Genomic DNA, 24,969 nt, shown 5'->3' with positions numbered 1-24,969 from the left:
AACCTAAATTATGCATTAGTCTTCACGATACAGTAGCTCTCCGATGATGGTTTCGACATCAATTTGCGCCAAGCCTTGATCAAAAATATCCCGCCAACGTCGGCCTTCTTCGGTATTACGAAACGCAATATAAAGCTGCTTATTCGCTAAAATTTGGCGGTTGATTTGCAGTTTGTCCGCCAATGGCTGCAAGGGCTTTTGCTTAAGTAAATAGTGCAGCACGTTGACATCGATTACCGCCGCATCAATACGGCCTGCGGCCACTTTCTTAATATTGTGCTCATCTGAAGTCACCGCTTCAGTCGGCTGAACGCCTGTGGCAATCATGCGATCTAACGCCTGAGTATTCACGTAATCTTTCACCACACCTAAGGTATAGCGATTCAGATCTTCGACATAATTCCAACTCACAGGATGGGCTTTTTGCTCCACCAGTCCCAAAGGACCGTCGCCAATCGATTTAGAAAAAACAAACTTTTCAGTCTCAAAGTAATACTCAGGGAAATAACCCAGATAGTCAGAATTAGGCATACTGGCGAGCTTTACAGCGCGGCTCCATGGGTAAAAATCCACTTCTAATTGGTGCCCCATCACTTTGAGCGCCGCCCGCGCCACAGCAATACTCGCGCCCTGCTCGGCTAATTGCTGCCCCGAATAAGGCGGCCAAAGTAAGGATGTCAGCATTAAGGTATCCGCCTTCGCTGTGCTCAATCCCATGGAGGAAAGGCAACACGCAAGGAGCATTGAACGCCATCGAACCATTTGGGACTCCTTAGCCAGCAGAATGGGTTGACTAGTAAATCATCGACAAATTGAGCTTTAGTTTTTATCTGCCAAGATTTTTTCTCTGGTTTTAGTATAGCCATGAAGCCACTGCGGGGAAGTGAAGTTTTGTTACAATTAGGCTAACGACATAAGCTGCCAATAAATGAGCAAAGGATTAGACTGAAAACTGATATACAGTTAGCACACAACTGATAGTCAGCTGACAGTAGATCTTGATTCAATTAACTCACCATGAGGCCAACTCCTATGCGCAAAGTTACCTTTTTCAATCTCGCGCCGTCCTCCCATGCAAAAGGCGCGATAACTAAAGCAGGGATCACTGTGATTGGCGCAGCTTTAACCTTGCTCGGGCTGGTCTTTTTACTCTTACCTGGCCCAGGTTTACTCTTGATTATCTTAGGATTGGCGCTGCTCAGCACACAATATGCCTGGGCAAAGCTGGCGCTACGTCGCAGCCAGCGAAAGTTAACTCAAAGTGCGGCTTGGCTTGATGGCATGACTCGTCGACTCTTCCGTTAACTCGTTAACTTGTCGGTTAAACGACACCTATAGACTGAATAAAATTCAAGCCGCATTGTGCGGCTTGAAGTCAAAAAAGCAGGCTCGCCAAATCACATCACTTAAGCATTAATATCTTCATATAACTCTTGATACATCAGCTCACGCATTTTGAATTTCTGAATTTTCCCCGTTACTGTCATTGGGTACTGATCCACAAACTTGATGTAACGTGGCACCTTGAAATAGGCAAACTTCTCGGTGAGGAAATGGCGAATATCTTCCTCGGTAATCGTCGCGCCAGAGCGGACTTTAATCCAAGCACACACTTCCTCCCCGTATTTATCGCTTTGAACGCCAAAAACAGCCGCATCCTGCACATCTTTATGGGTGTAAAGTTTCTCTTCAATCTCACGGGGATAGATATTCTCGCCACCGCGAATGATCATATCTTTAATGCGACCCACAATTTGCACATAACCTTGCTCATCCATTTGGCCGATATCACCAGAATGTAGCCAACCCGCACTGTCTATGGTCGCCGCTGTTTTTTCGGGATCGTTCCAATAGCACTGCATTATGCAATATCCCCGACTACAGACTTCACCGGGTTGATTAATTGGTAACACTTCACCAAATTCATCGACAATTTTCACTTCGGTATGGGGCAAAGCACGGCCAACAGTGAGCACCCGTTTCTCAACTGGCGAATCGATTTCAGTAATATGATTGAGCGGACTGCACTCAGTCTGACCATAACCAATTAGTACTTCCTTCATATACATGAGATTTTGTACTCGGCGCATCACTTCTTCTGGGCAAGTTGCCCCCGCCATCACGCCCGTTCGTAAAGAACTCAAATCAAAACGCGTAAATTCAGGATGCTCAAGCTCGGCAATAAACATGGTCGGTACGCCATGTAAAGCGGTGCAACGCTCTTGCTCAATCACTTGCAATGTCGTCAAGGGATCGAAGGATTCGCCGGGGAACACAGCCGCGGCGCCTTTGGCTAAGCAAACTAAACTGCCGAGCACCATGCCAAAGCAATGATATAAGGGCACAGGAATACAGAGTTTATCGTGACAGGTAAACTTCATCGCCTCTGCGACTAAATAACCATTATTCAAAATGTTATGGTGGGATAAGGTCGCACCTTTTGGGCTACCCGTGGTGCCAGAGGTAAACTGGATATTGATTGCATCGTACGGGCTTAATGCTTTGCCGATACTCTCGAGTGCCGCCTTGTCATCGGCGGTCACATCGACGAGCAGGTCATCAAAATTCAACATGCCGACGGATTTTTCAGCGCCCATACGGATCACAAACTCGAGATCAGGAACAGCCTTCGCCTGTAATTGACCCGCAGGGCAAGAAGTTAGCTCAGGCGCCAATTCGTATAGCATTTCGAGGTAATTGCTGGATTTAAACTTGTCGGCACAAATTACCGCGCGGCACCCCACATTACTCAGCGCGTATTGCAACTCTTCAGGCCGATAGGCAGGATTAATACACACCATGATGGCGCCAATTTTAGCGGTCGCATATTGGGTTAAACACCATTCAATATTGTTGGGTGACCAAATGCCCACCCTATCGCCGGACTTAATACCGAGTTTTAATAATCCTGTGGCGAGCGCCTCGATTTGAGCGAGATATTGACGGTAATTCCAGCGGATATGTTGATGATGTACGACAACCGCTAATTGGTCGGGATACATTGCCGCAATCTCATCAAGATACTGACCTATGGTTTTCTCAACGAGTTTCGGTGATCGCACACCATGAAACTCGCTAACGTTGAGCGGACTGATAACTTGGCTTGTTGGAACTGACATTAAGGCCTCCGTGCATTTATTATTATGGTTAGCGAGGTCCAAACTAACCAATCCACGGATCATGTCACAAGCAAAAAAGCACTTTATTAGACTAAAGAGTAAGATAATCGATTAAATAACAATCCATTAAAGTGCGGGTTAGCGGCTGATAAATTCAAGATGAGTACTCGACTTAGGCACATTTAAGCTTTGCAAGCGCTCAACAATGGCCAGTAAAATCCCTTGGCGACGCATATTCTCTAACACGCCAGGGCTAAAGACCTCAAGTCGCGTCATGGCGGTCAGCAGCAACTTGCATTGTGCTATGCTCGCTTCACGAATGTAGGCGGGTTTATCGACTAAGTAACTGTTGTTATACCAATAGTCCCAAGTGAAATTTGCCAATAACCAACCTTGTGTAGTCAGGTCATTAATAAATTCCAGCATCCGCTCATGGCTTAGGATCACATCACCCGCTGTAAAATCCTTAAGATATTTAGTGTATAAACCACAGTCGGACGTCATTGTTGAAGTTCCCATAACACACCTCACAGGTTTTGATTGCCACTGCTGCCACAACTTGTATGGCACCAATCACAAACCGAGATCGAATTTGACGCTTTGCCTTAGTATCGAGAATCTGCATAAGGCATACCAAATAAGATTGCTGCCCACAGGCTAAGCCACCTTATCTGAACCGAAACTTAATCAAACTCACAATGCTTGATATGAGTGACAAACTGGGGTGTTCGACTAAATTAAGATAAACTCAGGGATATTGAAGCGCTTAACGGCAACTATGAATAAAGGAAACAAGATGAACTACTGGCTTATGAAATCGGAACCCGACGAATTCAGCATAGATGATCTTAAGGCTTGCCCGAACCAAACCGAAGCTTGGCATGGGATACGTAACTATCAGGCGCGTAACTTCATGCGCGATGAGATGCAGATTGGCGATCAGGTATTTTTTTACCATTCAAGCTGCAAAGTACCCGGTATTGTCGGTATCGCTGAAGTCGTGACAAATGCGTATCCCGACAGCACAGCCTTCGATCCCGAATCTAAGTATTTCGACCCTAAGTCAGATCCAACCAAACCGAGATGGCTACGAGTAGATATCCGCTTTGTTGAAAAATTTAACGATATTATTCCTTTAAGCCTGATTAAAAACCTGCCGCAATTGGCCGACATGTATTTAGTGACTAAGGGTTCAAGGCTGAGTATCCAACCTGTGACCGCCGAACAATGGCAAGCTGTGCTAATGTTAACCCGTTGAGTCAAGCATCTCGACTCAGTAACGTTCAGCTAAGGTTCATTTAAGATACACTATCGTCACAGTATTAACTCAATGCCCTTTGGAGCACAGATGAATAAATCAACGTCAGTGGTTATCGTAGGACTCGTGCTCAGCTTAATGGCGCCTATCTCAGTTTTTGCTAAAGATGGCCATGAACACGAGCACCACAAAAAAGAGAAAGGCTTACCACCTGGATTACAGAAAAAGGTCGACCACGGTGAACGTTTACCACCCGGTTGGCAGAAAAAACTCCATCGTGGTGATGTGCTTGAGCATGATATTTATGACCGCGGTCGTATCATTGTGCCCTTAGACAGAGATGGGATTATTAGCATCCAAGTCGAAGGCGCATTGATCAAACTCGATAACAACAGCCGTAAAATCCTCGATATCGTCAATATCATTACCGAATAACGCAAGACATTCGTGAGATGGCTAATCACGGCAGTTTTATTAGCACGCCCAGTTCTTATTAGGGCGTGCCATCATCCCAAATCATGATGCTTGCACAACCCTATCCCTTGTCTGTACTTCTATTTATCCCACAATTTCTCGCGAGTGAATGACTACAGTTACAATTAAGCAACATGCTGATATTTATCATATCTTTACTATCTGATGCTTGGTCACCTATCGGCTGAATGCTAGACTCAGCCAGTGCTAATATGCGTATAAACTTAAATGAAATGTCTTCGGCGGTACTCAAGGTTTTAGCCTGAACAGAAGGCTAAGCCCCTGACATCAAAGCATTGGTATCAAGTTCTTTGCATAAAGTTATAGCATCGAACCGAATCAGATAAGCGTTATCAAAAGGTACTCACGCAGCCAAAGCAGCGACTAAAGCAAAACCTTAACGACACCCATAGCATCCCTATAATAACCGCAGACTAAAGCTGGATTTTGACAATGGAACACACCACATCACTTCAACGGGTTAAGCAGGCGATTATTGCGGGATTCTGGGCATCACTCGCCAGTATTTCTGTGGGTTTTCTCTTTAAGCTTTGGTTAGCACAATGGGTTGCTAAAGCAGATCTGGCTCTCTATCACACGGTTATCGATATTATCTCACTGTCGCTGATCCTGATGACAGGATTTCGCTCCTCTATGGTGGTGACTTACTCCCAGACCAAGCAAGATGTGGATATCACCAATATATTCCGCTACAGCTTGATCGCTATGGTGCTGCTGACATGGGGCTTAGTCTTGCCCTATATCAAACACAAACTTCACCTCAATGTAGAATATTTTCAATTGGTTGGCATTGTTTTGAGCATGGGGCTCAAGGTGTATTTTACCAATCAAATCGCTATGTACCGGCTATATGCCATCTCCAATCGAGTGACTTGGCTGGAACCGATAGCGCAAGTGACCAGCTTTTTCTTGTGTTTCTATGGGCTAAAACAAACGGCCATAGCCTCACTCTTTTACAGCATGACACTGTCATCACTCATCGTTGCCTTATATATGTACTTAAAACGGCGCAAGGATATCGCCACGCCGCCCTTAAGTGCAGTGCATTTTGATACGGGTTTACGCAGTTTTATGAAGAAAAGCCTGACAGCGTCCATGGAAGCGGGTGCCAGTATCTTGATGATTTACATCACAGTACTGCTGACTATTGCCTATTTCAGCATAGATGAACTGGGTGATTTTCAAGTGGTAGTCCGGCCGATGATCACTTACCTCACCCTGCTGTTTGTCTTCCCCATCTACCGCTTTGTGCTGCCCGAAGTGGCAGTGTGTGTACGAGAAAAACGCTTTGACGAAGTGCAACAAATCAAGTCATGGCTGACTAAAGTCTCCCTGTGGATCAGCGGGGTGTTTTTCGTCGCTATGATTTTCGCGAGCAAGCCATTGGTGGCTTGGTTATTCCCCGAGCAATACATTAAAGCGGCCCCTGTATTAATGCATTTCTCTATGTTTTTTATATTTATGATGCTCAACGGCTATCAGTTAGCCTATATCAAAGCCCACGGCTATTTTACCCAAAGCCTGCTCATTCGCCTTGCCGGTATCGCAGTACTGGTCGGTACTTTCTACGCTTACCGCCTATATACCGAGAATGTCGTCGCAGTAATTTTAGCCTTGGGCACAGGCTATTTGATGATGTATCTAATATCTAAACTAGTTGAAAGACGCATTCAGCAAAGCCTTAACAACGGCCAAACACAGCTTTAATAGCAGCGAAATATGCTGAAAACAATTTAAGGAAATAACACCTTGCAACTAAAAAGGCATCCCAGAGGATTATCTGGAATGCCTTAAGAAGAGAAAGCATGATTGCAAAATGGTGCTGTGATTGACTTACATCGATTGAGCTTAGGGCTTAACGCCCGTCGAGCATGCGGCCAAGACCACCAAGTACTGAACCTTCACCGCGATCACTGCCACCCGCAGATGGGGCATGGGCGATAATGCGGTCTGCCATTCGTGAGAACGGTAAACTTTGCAGCCAAACCGTGCCGTGGCCTTTTAACGTCGCTAAAAATAAGCCTTCGCCGCCAAATACCATAGACTTTAACGAACCAGCGCGCTCAATGTCGTAATCTATCCCTGGTGTAAATCCAACCAGACAACCAGTATCAACCCTTAAGGTTTCACCTCGCAGTTCTTTCTTCACTAAGGTGCCGCCCGCATGGATAAAAGTCATGCCATCGCCTTGTAGGCTTTGCAGAATAAACCCTTCGCCACCGAAAAATCCCGTGCCTAAACGGCGATTAAATTTCATTGTAACGCGCGTACCTAAAGCCGCAGCTAAAAAACTGTCCTTCTGGCAGATAAGCTCGCCGCCATATTCGGCTAAGTCGATCGCAAGGATTGTGCCCGGATAAGGTGCAGCAAAGGCGACTTTACGCTTTTGGTTGCCTTGATTGGTAAAGTGGGTCATAAAAATGCTCTCACCCGTCAGCGCCCGCTTACCTGCGCCCATCAACTTGCCAAAAAAGCCGGACTCAGGCTCTGAGCCATCGCCCATTTTGGCCTCAAAGCTAATGTCTTGCTCTAGGTAATTCATCGCGCCTGCTTCGGCAACCACGGTTTCGTTAGGATCGAGCTCCACTTCAACCAACTGCATACTGTGGCCGATGATTTCATAATCCACTTCATGACAACGTCTAGACATACTGTTCCCCTTAACTGTCAGTTCCTTGTTACTAGCCTTTAGATTGACCCCGATGGACGACTCTTTATCTATCGCAGTTCAATGTCACTCTCAATCTAGCACTTAACTTATGACATAAAATGTCAAAATGCGATTGTTTTATGCGGTAACTTGTATCAAAAGATGACAAACGGCGACTTATCAACCTAAACCCACGCCATTAAACTGCTCAGCCTTAGCAAACTCCTCTAATATCAACTCGGTAAAAAGTTGTCCTGCACGGCCTAACGGTCGCTCTAAGGTCGAGACGAGCTGTGGAATAAAAGTAAAGCGGCTGCCACCGACAAAGTCGATTTCAACTAACTCCCCCTTCGCCAACTCTTCTTGCACGAGAAAGTCCGGCAACCAGCCAAAACCTAAACCTTTTAACAAGGCGTTCTTTTTCATGATAAAGCCTGAAAGATAAAACACTTTATCGCCGCCAAATTGCATTTCATCGCGGTAACTTTTATTGGGCGAAGAGTCTTCGATAGTCAATTCCACGTGTTGCTGCAGTTCAGACAAACTAATTTCGCGAATAAAAGACAAAGGATGCGAAGCACTTGCCACCAGCACACTGGTGATGGCTGGCAAAGGTTGCGGATGATAATAGGGGCCAGTGCGATAATCTTTCACTAACATCAAGTCGGCATTATCCCGCTCGAATCTATGTTGTACGCCGCCTAAAAATTCCATATTGAGCTGAATTTTAGTGGGGATTTGATGTTCAGCCATACGCTTTAAAGCCGTCATAATTGGCTCCATCGGCAAGGCTCCGTCTATCACTAGCTCTAGCTTTGGCTCCCAGCCTTCACTGAAACGGCTGGCAAGATGTTCAATGTTTGCAAGGTGTTGCAGTAATCTTTGTCCCTCGGCCAAAATCACGCGGCCCTCTTGCGTCAGCTCAGCACGATATTGTTCACGGCTAAAAAGTTGCACACCTAAGTGCTCTTCTAACTTTTTAACTTGATAACTCACCGCCGATTGCGCTTTGTGTAATCGCTCCGCCGCCTTGGCAAAACTGCCCTCTTCCACCAGCACTTGCAGCACATTAAAAGCATCAATATCGATGCGCATGGTCACTCCTTGGCTCTAATGAACATGTCACGGAAACACTACGATTCGTAAAGATTAGAATACCATCTAATTTTTAGATTGAGATAACGGATTTATTATTCTTTTTTTTGTTCATTCAAGCAACTAAATTGATAACAAGATCACACTAATGCAACTTGCAGCATAACGACCAGCGATGTAGGTAACCCTGCAACGCAATATTGAAGGAATAACCATGCCATTTTATGTGAAACAAGGCCAGATCCCCCATAAGCGCCATATCGCATTTGAAAAGGAAAACGGCGAGCTTTACCGTGAAGAGTTGTTCTCAACCCATGGTTTTTCCAATATTTATTCCAATAAATATCACCACAACATGCCAACCAAAGCGTTGGAAGTAGCACCTTACAGCCTAGGCCACGGTGCCAATTGGGAAGATTCGCTGGTCCAAAACTATAAACTCGATTCCCGCGACGCCGACCGTGAAGGTAATTTCTTCAGCGCCCGTAACAAGATTTTTTATAACAATGACTTAGCACTTTATACCGCCAAAGTCACCGCCGATACCGATGAGTTTTACCGTAACGCCTATGCCGATGAAGTGGTTTTTGTCCACGAAGGCGAAGGCACACTCTACAGCGAGTACGGCACGATTAAGATCCAAAAGTGGGACTATCTCGTGATCCCACGTGGCACCACTTATCAGCTTAAATTCAACGATTACAACAATGTGCGACTTTTCGTCATCGAGTCATTCTCTATGGTGGAAGTGCCTAAGCATTTCCGTAACGAGTATGGTCAGCTATTAGAATCAGCACCTTACTGCGAGCGCGATTTGCGCGTGCCCACATTGCAAGATGCAGTGGTTGAGCGCGGCGCCTTCCCCTTAGTGTGTAAGTTTGGCGATAAATACCAACTCACCACACTTGAATGGCATCCCTTTGATTTAGTGGGTTGGGATGGCTGTGTTTACCCTTGGGCATTCAACATTACCGAATACGCGCCAAAGGTAGGCAAAATCCATCTGCCGCCTTCTGATCACTTAGTCTTTACTGCCCATAACTTTGTGATTTGTAACTTCGTGCCGCGCCCTTACGATTTCCACCCGAAATCGATTCCAGCGCCTTATTACCACAACAACATCGATAGCGACGAAGTCTTGTATTACGTCGATGGCGACTTTATGAGCCGCACGGGCATTGAAGCGGGTTACATGACCTTACATCAAAAAGGTGTGGCCCACGGACCACAACCGGGTCGCACTGAAGCCTCGATTGGCAAGAAAGAAACCTATGAATACGCAGTGATGGTGGACACGTTCGCCCCACTTAAATTAACCGAACATGTACAAAATTGCATGAGCAAAGACTACAACCGCTCTTGGCTAGAAGACTAGCCCTAAGCCACCAGCGCACCGAAAAGGTTGCGTATCCCAAGGTAATAAAAGGGATAAAGAGTGTCGGCGGTTGAACTAAAATAATGAGGAAAACATCATGGCAAGCGAACTAAATCCACTGGGCTTATTAGGTATCGAATTCACTGAATTCGCCAGCCCTGATACTGATTTTATGCACAAAGTCTTTATTGACTTTGGTTTTTCACTACTGAAAAAAGCCAAGAACAAAGACATCCTGTACTACAAACAGAATGATATTAACTTTTTGCTCAACACTGAACGCGAAGGTTTCTCTGCTAAGTTTGCTAAATCCCACGGCCCAGCCATTTGTTCTATGGGCTGGCGGGTAGAAGATGCTGGCTTTGCCTATCGCGTTGCCGTCGAACGTGGTGCAAAACCCGCCGATGATGCCAATAAAGATCTGCCTTATCCTGCGATTTACGGCATTGGCGACAGCTTGATTTATTTCATCGACACCTTTGGCGCAGATAACAATATCTATGCCGTTGATTTTGAAGACTTAGACGAGCAAGTCATCACTCAAGAGAAAGGCTTTATCGAAGTCGATCACTTAACCAACAACGTCTACAAAGGCACAATGGAACATTGGGCTAACTTCTATAAAAACATTTTTGGTTTTACTGAAGTGCGCTACTTTGACATCAGCGGCGTACAAACCGCGCTAGTGTCCTACGCCCTGCGCTCGCCCGATGGTAGCTTCTGTATTCCGATTAACGAAGGTAAAGGCAGCGATAAGAACCAAATCGATGAATACCTGAAGGAATACAATGGCCCAGGTGTGCAGCATTTAGCCTTTAGAAGTCGCGATATCGTAAAATCTCTGGATGCGATGGAAGGCAGTTCAATCCAATGCCTAGACATTATCCCTGAATACTACGACACCATATTTGAGAAGTTGCCGCAGGTGACTGAGAATCGTGAGCGCATCAAACATCACCAAATTTTGGTGGATGGCGATGAATCCGGTTATTTACTGCAGATTTTCACTAAAAACCTGTTCGGACCGATTTTTATCGAAATCATCCAACGCAAAAATAACTTAGGTTTTGGCGAAGGCAACTTTACTGCTCTGTTTGAATCGATTGAACGGGATCAAATGCGCCGCGGCGTACTGTAAGTTTTTATCCTGCTAATAAAAAACGGTACGCACTGCGTACCGTTTTTGTTTCTACGACTATCTAAATCGTCATCTAAATCAGCATCAGCATTGACGCCAATCACTCGGCATCGACCTTCCTGCATTATTCCACATTGATGGGTTTGATAACCTTGCAAGGGTTGCCAGCCGCCACACAGTTAGCCGGAATGCTCTTATTCACTACGCTGCCAGCACCGATGACACAATTATCGCCAATGGTCACACCGGGCAACACTGAGACATTACCCCCAAGCCAGACATTATTGCCGATTTGAATTGGCGCGCCGTATTCCGTCGTTTGCCGTGCGATGGGATCGATAGGATGCGTGGCGGTAGAAATCATCACATGGGGACCAAACATCACGTTATCGCCAATCGAGACAGAGCAAACATCCAATATGGTTAGATTATGATTAGCATAAAATTGTTTACCAATATGGATGTTATACCCGTAGTCACAAAAGAAGTTGGGCTCAATATGGGCGCAATGTTGAATATCAAGCAGGCCACGAAGATGCTCCATACGCGCATCAAGCTGAGTCGGTTCGGCAAGATTAAACTGATGGCAAACTGATTTCGCCCGCATCCGCTCAGCCAATAACTCATCATCCCAAGCCTTATAGGGCTGACCCGCTAACATTTTTTGTTTCTCTGTCTGTTTTATTTCAATCCCTTCACTTTCAACCATCATGCATCCCCTGCGATTATTTCATGCTGTCACCCTACCAAACCTCAGCATTCAAGCTCAAGTGGCTAAAGCGACAAAAGCGACAAACAGAAAATATGACGATGTTAATCTCTCATCTATCGCTAATACGGCGCACTTTGTACCGCAAAGATGGGGATCAGCTGGGTAAACTCGATAGATGAATAGCAAGGTCTTGTGGTGATTGCAGAGTAAACATCCCAAAAAGCCGAGTTGTTTACATACTAAGTTACAGTTACGCATCGAAAAAAACGGGACGCAGATTGGCTAAAACCGCGGTTTTCATTACACTATCGGCCTTCACATCTTCACCCAAGACAGACCAAACCATGCCAGATTTTGCTTTACTTGCAGTGTTTATCCCGACCTTCTTCTTTGTTTCTATCACGCCAGGCATGTGCATGACGCTCGCCATGACACTGGGCATGAGCATAGGTGTGCGCCGCACCCTGTGGATGATGCTGGGTGAACTGGTAGGCGTAGCGTTAGTGGCGACAGCCGCCGTGATGGGCGTTGCCAGTATCATGCTCAACTATCCCGAAGTCTTTCAAATCTTTAAATGGGTTGGCGGAATTTATTTAGGCTTTATCGGCGTACAAATGTGGCGCGCCCGCGGTAAGATGGCCATGTTAAGCGATGACGACACTAACCCCAGAGCCAGCAATTTAACCTTGATCTCCCAAGGCTTTATTACCGCCATTGCCAATCCTAAAGGTTGGGCATTTATGGTGTCGCTACTGCCGCCTTTTATCAATGCCGAGCGCGACGTTGCGCCGCAGCTGCTCGCACTGCTGAGCATTATTATGGTGACCGAGTTTACCTCTATGCTCGCCTACGCCAGCGGCGGCAAAAGCCTGCGTATTTTCCTAAGCCGCGGCGATAATATTCGCTGGTTAAACCGCATTGCAGGCAGCCTGATGATAGGCGTGGGCGTGTGGTTAGCCATGAGCTAACATTCATAGCTAACCATTTGAATTAACAGCTTAGTTTTAAAAATATTAGATTAATCTGCTTGGATTAAAAATACACGACATAAATGAGAGCCCAATAATGTCCCGTTAACTCGGTCTTTTATTAGGGCTCTTTTTTGTAGGGCAAAACAGCTCGCATCTGTGCCATATATTGCTGCATTTGCTGTGCTTCTTGCTCAACAAAATCGGCAATCGCCGCCCTAAATCCTAAGTGGGCGATATTATGGTAGGAATACATTTCAACAGGTTCAAAGCCGCGCAGCACCTTATGCTCGCCCTGTGCGCCCGCATCAAACATCTGGAACCCATGTTCAATACAGTATTGAATACCTTGGTAATAACAGGCCTCAAAATGCAAGCCGTCGAGCTCAACCGTTGTGCCCCAATAACGGCCATATAAGCATTTCTGCCCTAAGGTATTCTCGCCTTTGAGATACAAGGCGCCAGCTACCATCTCGCCCTTGGCATCTTCGACCACCAACAGTAAGACTTGCGCAGCGAGTTGTGCCCCCAACTGCTGAAAAAACTCGGGCGTTAAATAGCCGCGATGACCGGAGCGTTTAAGGTAAGTTAATTGATAACACTGAATAAACGTCTGCCATTGTGAAACGGTAATGTGTTCACCTTCGACAAAGTGAAACTTAAGATTAAAAGGCTGTAACTGCGCCCGCTCCTTCAAGATATTCTTACGTTTGCGCGAACTAAAACCCGCCAGAAAATCATCAAAGTCACGATAACCGCGATTATGCCAATGGAACTGAGTCCCTAAGCGTTTTAACAGCGGATTGGGCGAGCCTGCAAATAACGGTGTTTGGCTTGGAGTAACAAACAAGCTATGCCATGAAGAAATTGGGCTGTCGCCCAGCTCTTTAGCGCTTTGTACTGATCCATCAAGATCAGCTTCATCGACAACGGGTTGATTAAGCTCTGACTCATCAAAAACCGAATCACCTTGCTCTAACACACAGGGCTCTGACGCAAACAGCTCTGATGTTAGCCGGCGATTCAATGTCAGCAGCAGTAATTGCGCCACGCGCAGTTGCTCAACGCTATCGAATGCAGGATGAATGCCCATCCTTCGCCCTTGCACTGGGGTAAAAGGAATCGCATTCACCCATTTAGGATAATAATCGAGTCCATGGCGCTCATAGGCTTCGGCCCACGCCCAATCGAACACATACTCACCGTAGGAGTGAGACTTTTGATACAAGGGCATCACCGCCACCAGCGATAATGGATTGAAGTGCTTAGCCGCTTGCCGACTTATCAGTGCCCCTGCAGCCAAAGGCGACAGGCTTTTATCGGTACTTACGACATCATTTAATCTGTCACCCATATCAAACACGCATAAATGCCGCGGCGTCCAACCCGTTGCAGCGCAGGCCGAATGGCTTTGCTCTAGTGCCAACAGAAACTCATGGCGACAGAAGGGATTCGCCTCACCCATAACGGCATTCCACGCACAGGCCGATATGTCCGACATTGAGCTCGCAAAGGCCAAGATAAGCTGTCTCATTGGGTAAATTCTCGTCCTTTACGGATCTTAACTAATATACAAGGTTGCAATTAAGCCTAATTCTCGGCACATTGCATAGCCATAATGAAAATAAATTCAGGATTGAGTATGCGTCCAACAAGACCTTTTAGACCTCTTATTCTCGCCATTGCCATGGCGCTTCCCCTACTATCATCACCCAGTCTGCTTGCCGAAGAATCGTCAATTTTCAGCCAGATGGCCACAGCACAACCTGTGTGGGCCAAGCATGGCATGGTTGCCAGCCAAGAAACACTCGCCAGTCGCACTGGCGTTGAGATCCTAAAACAAGGCGGCAATGCCGTTGATGCGGCTGTGGCCGTGGCCTTCAGTTTGGCAGTCACTTTACCGCGTGCTGGTAATATCGGTGGCGGCGGTTTTATGCTGGTGCATATTGCTAAAGAAAACAAAACCATAGCAATCGATTACCGCGAAATGGCGCCGTCTAAAGCCAAAAAAGATATTTTCCTCGACGAGAATGGCGATGCAGTTGAGAAGCTGAGCCGCGAACACGGCCTTGCCGTGGGTGTCCCTGGTACCGTGATGGGCATGAGCTTAGCCCTTGAAAAATATGGCACTATGACACTCGCCCAAGTCGCTGCACCCGCAATTAAAATGGCGCAGGAAGGCATTAGCGTCACGCCAGATCTTGCCGAATCTCTTGCAGGCCTAAAACGCCGGATGACCCAATGGCCAACCACGGCTGCTATCTTCTACAAAGCCGACGGCAGCGACTATCAAGTTGATGATATTCTTAAACAACCTGAGCTTGCCCATTCATTAAGTCTGATCGCTGAAAAAGGCACCAAAGGATTCTACGAAGGTGAAACCGCCACTAAGCTTATCAATGCGGTGAAAGACGCTGGCGGCATTATGACCTTAGACGACCTTAAAAATTATAAGGTTGTGGAACGCGAACCCGTCCGAGGCGAATACCGTGGCTACGAGGTTGTGTCTATGCCACCACCATCATCGGGCGGCGTGCACATCATAGAAATGCTTAATGTGTTGCAACAATTCCCGATTGATAAACTCGGCCACAATACGGCGCAGACGATTCATTTGATGGCAGAAACCATGAAGCATGCCTATAGCGATCGCAGCGAATACTTAGGCGATCCCGACTTTTATAAGGTGCCCGTCAAAGCCTTAACCAGTAAGGACTACGCCCAAAAAATCGCCAGCCAAATCGCGATGAATAAAACAACGCCAAGCGCCGAAATCAAGCCAGGTAAACTCGCGCCCTATGAGAGCGACCAAACCACTCACTTCTCGGTAGTGGATAAATGGGGCAATGCGGTTTCAAACACTTACACCTTAAACTTCAGCTACGGCTCAGGTTTAGTGGCCAAGGGTACTGGCATTTTGCTCAATAACGAGATGGATGATTTCTCGGCCAAACCCGGCGTGCCAAACGGCTACGGTTTAGTTGGCGGTGATGCCAATGCGGTCGAAGGCAATAAGCGCCCATTGAGCTCCATGAGCCCAACAATAGTGATGAAGGATGGCAAACCCTTCCTCGTCACTGGCAGCCCGGGCGGCTCACGCATTATCACCACCACACTGCAGATCATCATGAATGTGATCGACCATGGATTAAACATCGCCGAAGCCAGTAATGCGGCGCGGGTACACCATCAATGGCTGCCCGATGAACTGCGAGTCGAATCCAGCTTAAACCGCGATACCATTTCCCTGCTCGAAGCCAAAGGCCACAAAGTGAAAGTACAGTCCGCTATGGGCAGCACACAATCAATCATGGTGACTGAACAAGGGATTTTTGGCGCGTCTGACCCGCGCCACTCAGGTAGCGAAGCCATCGGCTACTAGCATCTCCATGATGCCAATGTTAGTGAAAGAGATGAATGTAAAGAGATGAGTGAGAGATAAGTAAGAGAAATAGGTGAATGAGATAAAAGGATTTATGACCTATTCGATCTAGGTCATAAATCCTGAGTAAAGCTTTTTATTCCGCTCAGTGAATGCAATCTCTCGATTAAAAAAGCCCTGCTATACATCACTGTATAAGCAGGGCTTTTTATTGTGTGGAAACAAGTAATCGTACTGAACATAGCTGACTTGTAGACCTAATAGTTTAGGCAAACTGTACTGGGTGGCCTGTTATTTCAGTCGTTAGGATCGTAGCGTTGGCTGGTATCCACTCATATAGGCTTGCCATGGCATTCACTCTCCGACACGCAGCTAGTCCGTCCTTGGATGCTCGACCGCCCCGTCCATGGGGCGGACGGTCGTCTCGCAAATCACCATGGCTCACCTTTTTGGCACTAGTGTAACCTGTCTGTATGAAGGAGATACCCAGCACGCTTTTGGACAAAAGCATGTTAGATTCCTAACTCTAATTCATGAATTTCGGATTAAAATTTCTATGGGTAACGCCCAAATAATGCGCAAATATCAGTTGGTTAAAATAAGCGACGCAGGAGCAAAAACCAACTGTTATTTGTCCTGATTAATTTGCTTGTTAGTTTACAATTACGCCAATACTAGTGAAAAAGCACTTAGCCAAATTAGCTGAAAGCCATATGAAATACGCTGATGGATGCCAGGATTGCTTTGGGATTTTACAGCTTTAGCCATTGCGAAAAGAAAATAAACAGCAGCGACAACAGAAACCAATGAAAAAATGCGGAAATATAATGGAATAATTTCAGTTGTTGGACTGATAGCAATTAATATTGGTGCTACAACTAATGAAAGCAACATGATAAAACCTGCCCAAGAATGTACCTTACAATTAAAAGTTGGATTCTTAGTAAATGGATCGGCGTCCATTGGGAAGTAACCGGCGACCCATGTACCAACACCATGAGCTATAACTAACCAACCAGCAATATTCACTAAAGTTGAAACATTTGAGAGTTGAGCCAGATACCAACCGAAAAAGCAAAATAGAAAACCAAGAGGATAATTATTAATTAAAGGAGACAATTTTTCAGTTGGGCTACCAGTCGCACCTAACTCACTACAAAATTGCTTTGAATGGCTGTAACCAGCATAAAACCTACTTGCTACATTAACACCAATGAATATCCAGACTGTTGCAATTAATCCTGAATAGATCGCAATACTCTCAAACACCACCAAACTCCCTTTGTAAACTAACATTTTATTAGTGCGCATGCGCGTTTACCTCATTAGACCAGTGAAAACGCGCACACTTAACTACCTGTATGCAAAGAATTTATCAGATTTTTATCAAATACACCAACCGGAAAAACGCGCATGCGCGTTTTCCAAACCTATTAACTAATTTTAGAAAAGTATATACAAATAATTTTAAAGGGTTTTGTTAAGTTTTGACTGGATAAACGCGCAAACTCATGAGTTTAAAAACACTCAAAAGCATCTAAATTTAAATACGACTGTATACCTATGCATTGTTAGTCACTTTACGGTAGAGCCAAACATTAGGCCAATAGATGAGATTTTGTAGGGCAACTCGTTAGTCCTTTTTCGATTCACTAAACAAGTGCTAGCAAACTTTGGGGCAAAAGCTTTTTAGGATGGACTTATGAATTAGGGACTTAGTTAAGATTGGCATTGTTGCAACAGTGACCGTTGGCGACATGGATGTCGCCGTCGAGCCCTCAGGGATGAGTTTACGGCGTGTCACTGGGAAAACAATGACAATTAATGCTGCGTAACTCAGTTGTCTTGCTTTGGGGCAATAGCTTTTTAGCTAAACGAACAGCGAAAGGGGCAGTGAGGATTAGCATTGTTGCAACAGTGACCGTTGGCGGCATGTTAAGTAGAGCCCTCAGGGATACTTCTTATTAAATGAAAGGGGGCGAGTCACTGGGGAAACAATGACAATTCATGCAGCACAATTGACGATATAACTCACAAGCTTTGAGCTTTTGAGCTTTTGAGCTTTTGAGCTTTTGAGCATTTCAAGTTGGAATGGCGGAAATCTAAGATTTAACCGCCATAGTTCTATTAACCCTTAATGCTTAGCTTAATACTTGATACAGACTTTATTTCTACCCAACACTTTTGTGCCATCCCAAAATCACTTTCACAAAGAGCGCTATTTAACCGCCGATAGCTCGATAAACGCTGCGGTGTACATTTTTAGATTCAGCATAAATTGCTTATGGGTGATGAACTCTTTTTCAGTATGGCCAGTGTATTCCACGCCCGGCATGGCAGGGCCAAAACTTAAGGCATTGGGGAATAATTTACTGTTGGTTGAGCCGCCGATTGCAACGGGTTTAGGGTCGACTATGCCAGTGAAGTGGGCAAACACGTCGAGCAGGGTTTGTTGCTGCGGCGCACCTTTCATCACCATAGGCTCGCCCCAATAACTTTCGATATCAGCAAGTTGCACTTGATGTTTCTCCTGCCACAGGGCTAAGGCTTCACGGGCTTGCTTAGTGAGTAACTCTGGTGTTTTGCCGACGGGACGACGCAAGTTAATGGTCACCTCAGTGCCCTTCTGAGTTTGCACCACCACAGTTGGGGCTAAGGTCAGCGGTCCCATAAAATCATCTTTATAGGCTAAGTCACCAAACTGCTCGGCATAAATGCCTAACCCCACCAGCTCGTTCATGGCGGCGACAGTTAAGGATGCGCTAGTTTTCGGCCAAGGTTTATCATTCAATTCGGGACTTAACAATGCCGCCAAATGGGTCACAGCATTCACTCCATCTTCAGGAGTGGATGAATGGGCGGCTTTACCGTCGGCAAAGATATGCAAGTTGCACTGTTTATCGACGCAATGGTTTTCAAAACGATATTTCATCCCCTGCTGCGCGGCGGCTCTGGTCTGTAACTTTGTCAGTAATGCGGGTGAAACCGCCTCAATTTCTGCTTCAGCCTGCTGCGGTACTTGGCTGGCAAAATAGCCACCAGAGAAAGCCGTTAACGTGGGCGCTTGAGTTGAAGCCTCTGCTTTAGCTTCTATATTGGAGATCGTAATATTGGGCACAGTAAAGGTAATCTTGCTCCAACCTTTCTCGGCGGTAACCACGGGGTATTCGGCATCGATAGTAATGTTCATGTCCGCTGGCGTGTAGCTGGCTAAAAAGGTTTTCAGTGGTTCCCAGTCGGACTCTTCAGCAAGATAAACCAAGAGTTCAATGCGTCTATCTCGCTTAATGTGTTTATCTTTAATCGCCTTCATCGCATACATGGCGGTAACGATGGCGCCCTTGTCGTCCTCTGTGCCGCGACCAATCAGTTTGCCCGGTTCCGATTGAGTATCAAGCAGATAAGGGCTCTTCGCCCACAATGCAGGATTAGCTGGTTGCACATCGCCGTGGGTGACTATGCCTAACTTTTTAGATTCATTGTTTACAGCCGAATTGGCATCTAAGCCAATCAACACAACATAACCATGATCGGCATAATCTAACCCGAGATCCTGACTGAGTTGCTTTAAACTCGACTTGAAGCCCACAAAGGCGGGATTGGTATCTGGCGTTTGCCCTTCAACCGCTTGGGTATTAAAACTCACCAACTGAGTCAAACTCTGCACCATAGCCGCATCGTATTTTGCGACCGCGTAATCGGCGACCTTTAGTGCATTTTGGCTTAACTGGGGGACGTTTGTGTGAGCCGCTGTTGTTGCTGGCGCTGCAATACATTGCGGCATAACCCAGCTGGACGCAGTCAGTAATGCCAAGGATAACGCTCGACGCACGCGAGCATGTTGAATACCAGATTGAGACATAGAAGATCCTATTATTGTTATTCGTGTTTTAGGACCGTACTGCAAGAGACGGTTGAAAATGGATTAAGCTGGTTTACGGCAACGTGTTGCTTATACCAGTCATCTGCGACGTGTTTGCGGCTATTATCTTCGACTGCAGCCTTGAGCAATGATGTTGCCAATAAAGCGGCGAGACGCGATAACAAGCCTCAGCTAGTTTGCCATATTATTTTGCTTAAAAGCCTGAAACAAAACATTTGTTACAAACTAAACACAAAATTGATGGAACCCCTAGTCCGATACATGTTAAACAGTCACATTAAGATAAATTAATGGTTTTAGCCGCGCGTAGACTTCAATTTTTGCTGAAATCCATGGCCATCATCAAACAATCACCCATAACAATAATTGACCTAACGGGGAACAAATAATGAAGGGACTAACCCTTAAACCGCAAGCCCGCACGGCTAAGCTCACGCTAAGTGCCATCGCTTTAGCCTTAACTTTGGGCGCATGTAGCACACAACAACCCGAAGCCAGTGTTCAAGCCAACGCGGCGCCCAATGCCGTGTCAGCGCAGATTATCAGTCAGAATGCGACCAATCCATTCTTCAAACCCTATGATACGTTTATGGAAATTCCGGCCTTTGATAAGATCAAGCCAGAGCATTTCCTCCCAGCCTTTAAAGCGGGCGTAGCTCAGCAACACGAGCAAATTCAAGCGATTGTTGATAATAAAGCCAAACCCACCTTCGCCAATACCATTGAAGCCATGGAATTTTCTGGCGATCTAGTGACCCGCGTTTCTAACGTCTTCTTTAACCTGACAGGCGCCGATACTACGCCAGCATTGCAAGCACTCTCCAAAGAAGTGTCGCCTATGCTATCGTCGGCCGAAGACGATATCCTGCTCAATGACAAACTGTTTCAAAAAGTCAAAGCCGTTCACGACGCGAAAGACAGCCTAAAACTCAGCACGGCCCAAGCCAAATTATTGGAAGATACCTATAAATCTTTCACCCGTGGCGGCGCTAACTTAAGCGAACAAGATAAAACCAAACTGCGCGCATTAAACGAAGAAATCGGCAAACTCAATTTAGCCTTTGGTGACAATCTATTGGCCGAAACCAATGCCTTCGAATTAGTGGTTGATAGCAAAGCCGATCTCGCCGGTTTACCCGCAGATGTGATTGCGACCGCCTTTGAAACCGCCAAAAAACGTGGCCATGAAGGCAAGTGGGTATTTACCACGTCTCGCCCTTCTATTACGCCGTTTTTAACCTATGCCGATAATCGCCAGTTACGTGAAAAACTCTACAAAGGCTATATCGAGCGCGGTAACAACAATAACGCCAACGATAACAAGATTATCCTCGCGAAGATTGCCGCCCTGCGTGCTGAACGTGCTCAACTGATGGGCTATAAAACCCATGCGGATTTCGTGTTAGAAGAACGCACAGCTAAAACGCCAGAAAACGTCTACGGCTTGCTCAACAAAGTATGGCCAGCGGCATTGGCCCAAGCCAAAACCGAAGTGGCTGATATGCAAGCCATGATTGACGCACAAGGTGGTAAATTTAAGCTGCAAGCGTGGGACTGGGATTACTATGCTGACAAAATTCGTGTCGCTAAGTACAGCTTTAACGAGCAACAAACACGCCCGTATTTCTCTCTCGACAGTACACTAAAAGGTGTGTTCTACACGGCTAACCGTTTGTACGGTTTGACCTTTAAAGAACGTACCGACTTACCCAAATACAATGCCGAAGTCCGTACTTGGGAAGTTTACGATAAAGACGGCAAGCTGATGGCCATCTTTATGGGTGACTATTTCACCCGCGACAGCAAACGTGGCGGCGCTTGGATGAATTCCTTCCGCAAACAATACAATATGAATGGCGTTGATTCTAAACCTATTATTGTTAACGTATTGAACTACCCTCGCCCAGCGGGCAATGAGCCAGCGCTGCTGACCTTCGATGAAGCCAGCACCCTATTCCACGAATTTGGCCACGCCCTACACGGCATGTTATCGAACGTGGAATATCGCTCACAGGGCGGCACTGCCGTACCTCGCGATTACGTTGAGTTCCCATCGCAAGTGAATGAAAACTGGATGACTCAGCCAGAAGTGTTAGCCCAATTTGCCAAGCACTACAAAACCGGCGAAGTGATCCCGCAAGAGCTAGTGAAGAAAATCCAAGCGGCCAGCAAGTTCAACCAAGGCTTTGCCACCGTTGAATACATGGCGGCAACTAAGCTCGATTTAGATTGGCACACATTAACCGACACCACGCCAAAGGATGCGGCCAAGTTTGAAGCAGACTCGTTAGCGGCAATGGGACTGATTGAAGAAATCAGCCCACGCTATCGCAGCACTTACTTCTCGCATATTTTCGCGGGCGGGTATTCCGCAGGTTATTACAGCTACCTGTGGTCGGATATTTTAGGCGCGGATGCTTTCGAAGCCTTTAAAGAAAACGGCATTTTCGACAAAGCCACTGCGGATTCCTTCCGTAACAATATCCTGTCGAAAGGCGGCAGCGATGATCCTATGCTGATGTATAAAAACTTCCGCGGTAAAGAAGCTGGCATAGAGCCGCTACTGCGTAGCCGTGGATTACTGGCAGAGTAATCGCTAATCATTTGCCAAAGGCAAGATAAACAACGGGAGCTTCGGCTCCCATTTTCTTATAATTTTATTCAGCAACTTCTACAATAACCTATTAATTGGCTCAATATTTTAGTACTGTGTTGCCGCATATAAGGATATTTTTAAAATTATCAATGGAAATGATTATGTCTAATGCCCTACTAAGCTCTCCATTTCAAGCAAATAAAGAAAAACTGCTCACACTGCGATTACAGAACGAACTCAATACCACTCGAATATTCAAAGCTCTGGATGCTTCCCCAAATACAATTGGTGCCGAAGTGGTTTTTATAGACTATGAATATTCCCTATGATTCCTTTATGCCACTAATATCCCATTCGATTAATATTACGAGAATGTAAAGATACAGTAAGTACCAGCTTTAGCTTTAGCAATAAGGCGCACCGGTGGAAAAATCAACAACCTAACAATAGTCAGCTATAAGGAATTCAGAGTCTATGTCAGATAATTTTTTTGAGAAACATGACTTATCTATTGGCGTGTTTGTCGTTGGTATTGCAGTAATTATGTTCCTTATGTTTGGTGCGGGCGCTATCGGCCCTTTACTTTTCCTTACGATTGAAACGCTATTCGGTAAATTAACACACGAAGAGTTTGGTATCCTTTTCGCATCAAGTATAGTGATCATGACCCTGAGTATTGTTATACCAAACGTATTAATTATACGAGGTAGACCTAGAGCAGTTAAAATCAATAAAATAAACGTCTATTTTCAACTCATTTGTTACTTACTGTTTTTATTAGTACTTGAACACCCAAAAACCTGGATTTTCCTCTGCTTTGTTATTTTTCCGTTATTAGCGAACTGGTTAATGTCGTCTGCTAAATATCTAACCTTCCTTGCCTTTTACGAAACTCTACGCAAGGATCCAATCGTGTTTAGACAAAGCTTAGCAAAAAGAATATTTAAGTAAGCACAGTAAATACAAGCTCTATTATCTGATATTAGTTTAGGTATGTTTATCATTAGAAAACATTAACAACACGCCATAATATAACCCAAAAAAGATAATGGGTGACGATGAGTAATTAGGTATCGATGTCAGATAAATTTTGAAAAACATAACTTTTCTATCATAATTATCGACAAGGTTACTGCGGATCTCGTCCGTAATCATATCCTTTTTAAAGGCGGATTCGTAAAGGTTGGTACGTTTCCGCTTTACATTTTAACCCACTTTAATTCACCGCTTAGGCGACATTAAATCTTCAATAGAGTTATATGATGAATATTGAGATGGTAGAAAAAGCAGATCATCTTAGTCTGCTCGATATTTGGGAAGCCTCGGTGAGAGCAACCCATGACTTTTTAGCAGAAGAAGATCTACAACAATTAAAGCCGCTGATCCTCGAACAGTATTTTGATGCCGTTCACTTAAAATGCGCTAAAAATGACAATGGAGAAATACTCGGATTCTGCGGGATACATGATGGCAATATTGAAATGCTGTTCATCTCACCTGACGCGCGCGGAAAAGGGATTGGTTCCATGCTAGCGACACATGCCATTAAAGAACTGGGAGCCACAAAGGTGGATGTTAATGAGCAGAATCAACAAGCATTAGGTTTTTACCAGCATATTGGTTTTTCAGTAACGGGTCGCTCACCCGTTGATGGACAGGGTAAACCTTATCCGTTGTTGCATATGAAGTTATATTCCATTGAGGAATTGTAGATGTATCCTGATTCAGTCGATGAGAATAGGGTTGGAGAGTATCCGGCGGAAACAAAATCAGGCGGCGGTTATTTCTATGATCAAGTCCTAGAATATCGTGTTTGGTGTCGCCCTTGGCAAGGTGCTCCAGATGAATTTGATGGTGAAATCTACTATTACGCATTTCATACTTATAATGAAGCACTTAAGTTTTCAAATGAAACTGATGGTTCTGAAGCGCCTTTAGTACTTGTTAAACAGCTTGAATGGATTGATGAACCTGAAGCAGGAAAATTCATTCATAAAACGGGTGAGCGCCTAACAGAATGGAGGGTTGAGTGGCTATTAGAGAGTCAACGTAAGGAGGACACTATTGCTAACTTTATAAGCGACAATCAAACATAACAATTTAATCAATAAAAAATAGTTTAAGACTGCCTTTCACCAACATTTCAACAAACTATTTTGAAACTGTGATTAGCGCGTTATCGGTAGATTTCCCCGTCCTCTAACTTCCTGTCTTGAAAAAATGATGAATAAATCCACCCCGACGTCAATAAAAAAGGCTTGCTAGGTTTCCCTAACAAGCCTTTGGGCCTTTTTACAA

Annotated in this window: 21 protein-coding genes; 12 read left to right on the top strand and 9 right to left on the bottom strand. The window is 45.3% G+C overall.

Annotation, left to right across the window (positions count from 1 at the left end):
* Positions 1-15: 15 nt before the first annotated feature.
* Entirely contained in the window at positions 16-762 is a 747-nt protein-coding gene (locus tag DYH48_RS06900) for a substrate-binding periplasmic protein (RefSeq protein WP_006086169.1), read from the bottom strand.
* A gap of 270 nt (positions 763-1,032) precedes the next feature.
* Between DYH48_RS06900 and DYH48_RS06895 the strand changes: the two genes are divergently transcribed.
* Positions 1,033-1,305 carry a PGPGW domain-containing protein gene (locus DYH48_RS06895; protein ID WP_107948027.1) on the top strand — a complete coding sequence of 91 codons (273 nt, stop codon included), beginning with the start codon at positions 1,033-1,035 and terminating at the stop codon, positions 1,303-1,305.
* 101 nt (positions 1,306-1,406) lie between these two features.
* On the opposite strand, the gene DYH48_RS06890 is transcribed toward DYH48_RS06895, so the two are convergent.
* A complete protein-coding gene (locus DYH48_RS06890; RefSeq protein WP_115334372.1) occupies positions 1,407-3,119 on the bottom strand; it encodes an AMP-binding protein in 1,713 nt (570 codons plus the stop codon).
* Between the two features lie 138 nt (positions 3,120-3,257).
* Complete coding sequence (locus tag DYH48_RS06885) at positions 3,258-3,638, bottom strand: DUF6508 domain-containing protein (RefSeq protein WP_006082114.1); 381 nt, start codon at positions 3,636-3,638, stop codon at positions 3,258-3,260.
* Positions 3,639-3,915: 277 nt separating this feature from the next.
* On the opposite strand from DYH48_RS06885, the gene DYH48_RS06880 reads away from it, so the two are divergent.
* From DYH48_RS06880 to DYH48_RS06870, 3 genes are all read left to right on the top strand, one after another.
* Positions 3,916-4,377 carry an EVE domain-containing protein gene (locus DYH48_RS06880; RefSeq protein WP_071939306.1) on the top strand — a complete coding sequence of 154 codons (462 nt, stop codon included), beginning with the start codon at positions 3,916-3,918 and terminating at the stop codon, positions 4,375-4,377.
* A gap of 90 nt (positions 4,378-4,467) precedes the next feature.
* On the top strand, positions 4,468-4,812 hold the full coding sequence (locus DYH48_RS06875; protein WP_115334371.1) for a hypothetical protein: 345 nt from the start codon (positions 4,468-4,470) through the stop codon (positions 4,810-4,812).
* A gap of 492 nt (positions 4,813-5,304) precedes the next feature.
* A complete protein-coding gene (locus DYH48_RS06870; protein WP_115334370.1) occupies positions 5,305-6,579 on the top strand; it encodes an MATE family efflux transporter in 1,275 nt (424 codons plus the stop codon).
* 148 nt (positions 6,580-6,727) lie between these two features.
* On the opposite strand, the gene DYH48_RS06865 is transcribed toward DYH48_RS06870, so the two are convergent.
* Positions 6,728-7,522 carry a TIGR00266 family protein gene (locus DYH48_RS06865; protein ID WP_006086163.1) on the bottom strand — a complete coding sequence of 265 codons (795 nt, stop codon included), beginning with the start codon at positions 7,520-7,522 and terminating at the stop codon, positions 6,728-6,730.
* A 180-nt stretch (positions 7,523-7,702) separates the two neighbouring features.
* Positions 7,703-8,617, bottom strand: a complete 915-nt coding sequence (locus tag DYH48_RS06860) for a LysR family transcriptional regulator (protein WP_115334369.1) — start codon at positions 8,615-8,617, stop codon at positions 7,703-7,705.
* A 214-nt stretch (positions 8,618-8,831) separates the two neighbouring features.
* Between DYH48_RS06860 and DYH48_RS06855 the strand changes: the two genes are divergently transcribed.
* Positions 8,832-9,992, top strand: coding sequence for a homogentisate 1,2-dioxygenase (locus DYH48_RS06855; RefSeq protein WP_115334368.1), 1,161 nt, complete (start codon positions 8,832-8,834; stop codon positions 9,990-9,992).
* A 97-nt stretch (positions 9,993-10,089) separates the two neighbouring features.
* Positions 10,090-11,130, top strand: a complete 1,041-nt coding sequence (hppD, locus tag DYH48_RS06850) for a 4-hydroxyphenylpyruvate dioxygenase (RefSeq protein WP_115334367.1) — start codon at positions 10,090-10,092, stop codon at positions 11,128-11,130.
* 124 nt (positions 11,131-11,254) lie between these two features.
* Here hppD and DYH48_RS06845 read toward each other — a convergent pair whose 3' ends face one another.
* The gene (locus DYH48_RS06845) at positions 11,255-11,839 is read right to left on the bottom strand and encodes a sugar O-acetyltransferase (RefSeq protein WP_115334366.1); all 585 of its coding nucleotides are present in this window, start codon (positions 11,837-11,839) and stop codon (positions 11,255-11,257) included.
* A gap of 347 nt (positions 11,840-12,186) precedes the next feature.
* Here DYH48_RS06845 and DYH48_RS06840 point away from each other — a divergent pair, with 347 nt between their 5' ends.
* Positions 12,187-12,810, top strand: coding sequence for a LysE family translocator (locus DYH48_RS06840; RefSeq protein WP_006082123.1), 624 nt, complete (start codon positions 12,187-12,189; stop codon positions 12,808-12,810).
* A gap of 121 nt (positions 12,811-12,931) precedes the next feature.
* Here the strand turns inward: DYH48_RS06840 and DYH48_RS06835 are convergent, their stop codons facing one another.
* A complete protein-coding gene (locus tag DYH48_RS06835; protein ID WP_115334365.1) occupies positions 12,932-14,344 on the bottom strand; it encodes a GNAT family N-acetyltransferase in 1,413 nt (470 codons plus the stop codon).
* Positions 14,345-14,452: 108 nt separating this feature from the next.
* Here DYH48_RS06835 and ggt point away from each other — a divergent pair, with 108 nt between their 5' ends.
* Positions 14,453-16,192: a gamma-glutamyltransferase gene (gene ggt / locus DYH48_RS06830; RefSeq protein WP_006086156.1), complete on the top strand. Its 1,740-nt coding sequence runs from the start codon at positions 14,453-14,455 to the stop codon at positions 16,190-16,192.
* Positions 16,193-16,855: 663 nt separating this feature from the next.
* On the opposite strand, the gene DYH48_RS06820 is transcribed toward ggt, so the two are convergent.
* Both DYH48_RS06820 and DYH48_RS06815 read right to left on the bottom strand, forming a co-directional pair.
* A complete protein-coding gene (locus DYH48_RS06820) occupies positions 16,856-17,461 on the bottom strand; it encodes a DUF998 domain-containing protein (protein ID WP_115336103.1) in 606 nt (201 codons plus the stop codon).
* 949 nt (positions 17,462-18,410) lie between these two features.
* Positions 18,411-20,054: a dipeptidase gene (locus DYH48_RS06815; protein ID WP_115334364.1), complete on the bottom strand. Its 1,644-nt coding sequence runs from the start codon at positions 20,052-20,054 to the stop codon at positions 18,411-18,413.
* A 409-nt stretch (positions 20,055-20,463) separates the two neighbouring features.
* On the opposite strand from DYH48_RS06815, the gene DYH48_RS06810 reads away from it, so the two are divergent.
* From DYH48_RS06810 to DYH48_RS06790, 4 genes are all read left to right on the top strand, one after another.
* A complete protein-coding gene (locus DYH48_RS06810; protein WP_115334363.1) occupies positions 20,464-22,668 on the top strand; it encodes a M3 family metallopeptidase in 2,205 nt (734 codons plus the stop codon).
* Between the two features lie 477 nt (positions 22,669-23,145).
* Positions 23,146-23,622 (top strand): hypothetical protein, encoded by a 477-nt coding sequence (locus DYH48_RS06800; RefSeq protein WP_115334361.1) that lies wholly within the window; start codon positions 23,146-23,148, stop codon positions 23,620-23,622.
* A gap of 311 nt (positions 23,623-23,933) precedes the next feature.
* Complete coding sequence (locus tag DYH48_RS06795) at positions 23,934-24,383, top strand: acetyltransferase (protein ID WP_014615329.1); 450 nt, start codon at positions 23,934-23,936, stop codon at positions 24,381-24,383.
* A complete protein-coding gene (locus tag DYH48_RS06790) occupies positions 24,384-24,767 on the top strand; it encodes a GCN5 family acetyltransferase (protein WP_115334360.1) in 384 nt (127 codons plus the stop codon). It abuts the gene before it with no gap.
* Positions 24,768-24,969: the final 202 nt, after the last annotated feature.

The organism is Shewanella baltica (assembly GCF_900456975.1).
Taxonomy (GTDB): domain Bacteria; phylum Pseudomonadota; class Gammaproteobacteria; order Enterobacterales; family Shewanellaceae; genus Shewanella; species Shewanella baltica.
The sequence above is the reverse complement of the archived record's forward strand: the minus strand, read 5'-3'. Positions and strand labels throughout refer to the sequence as shown.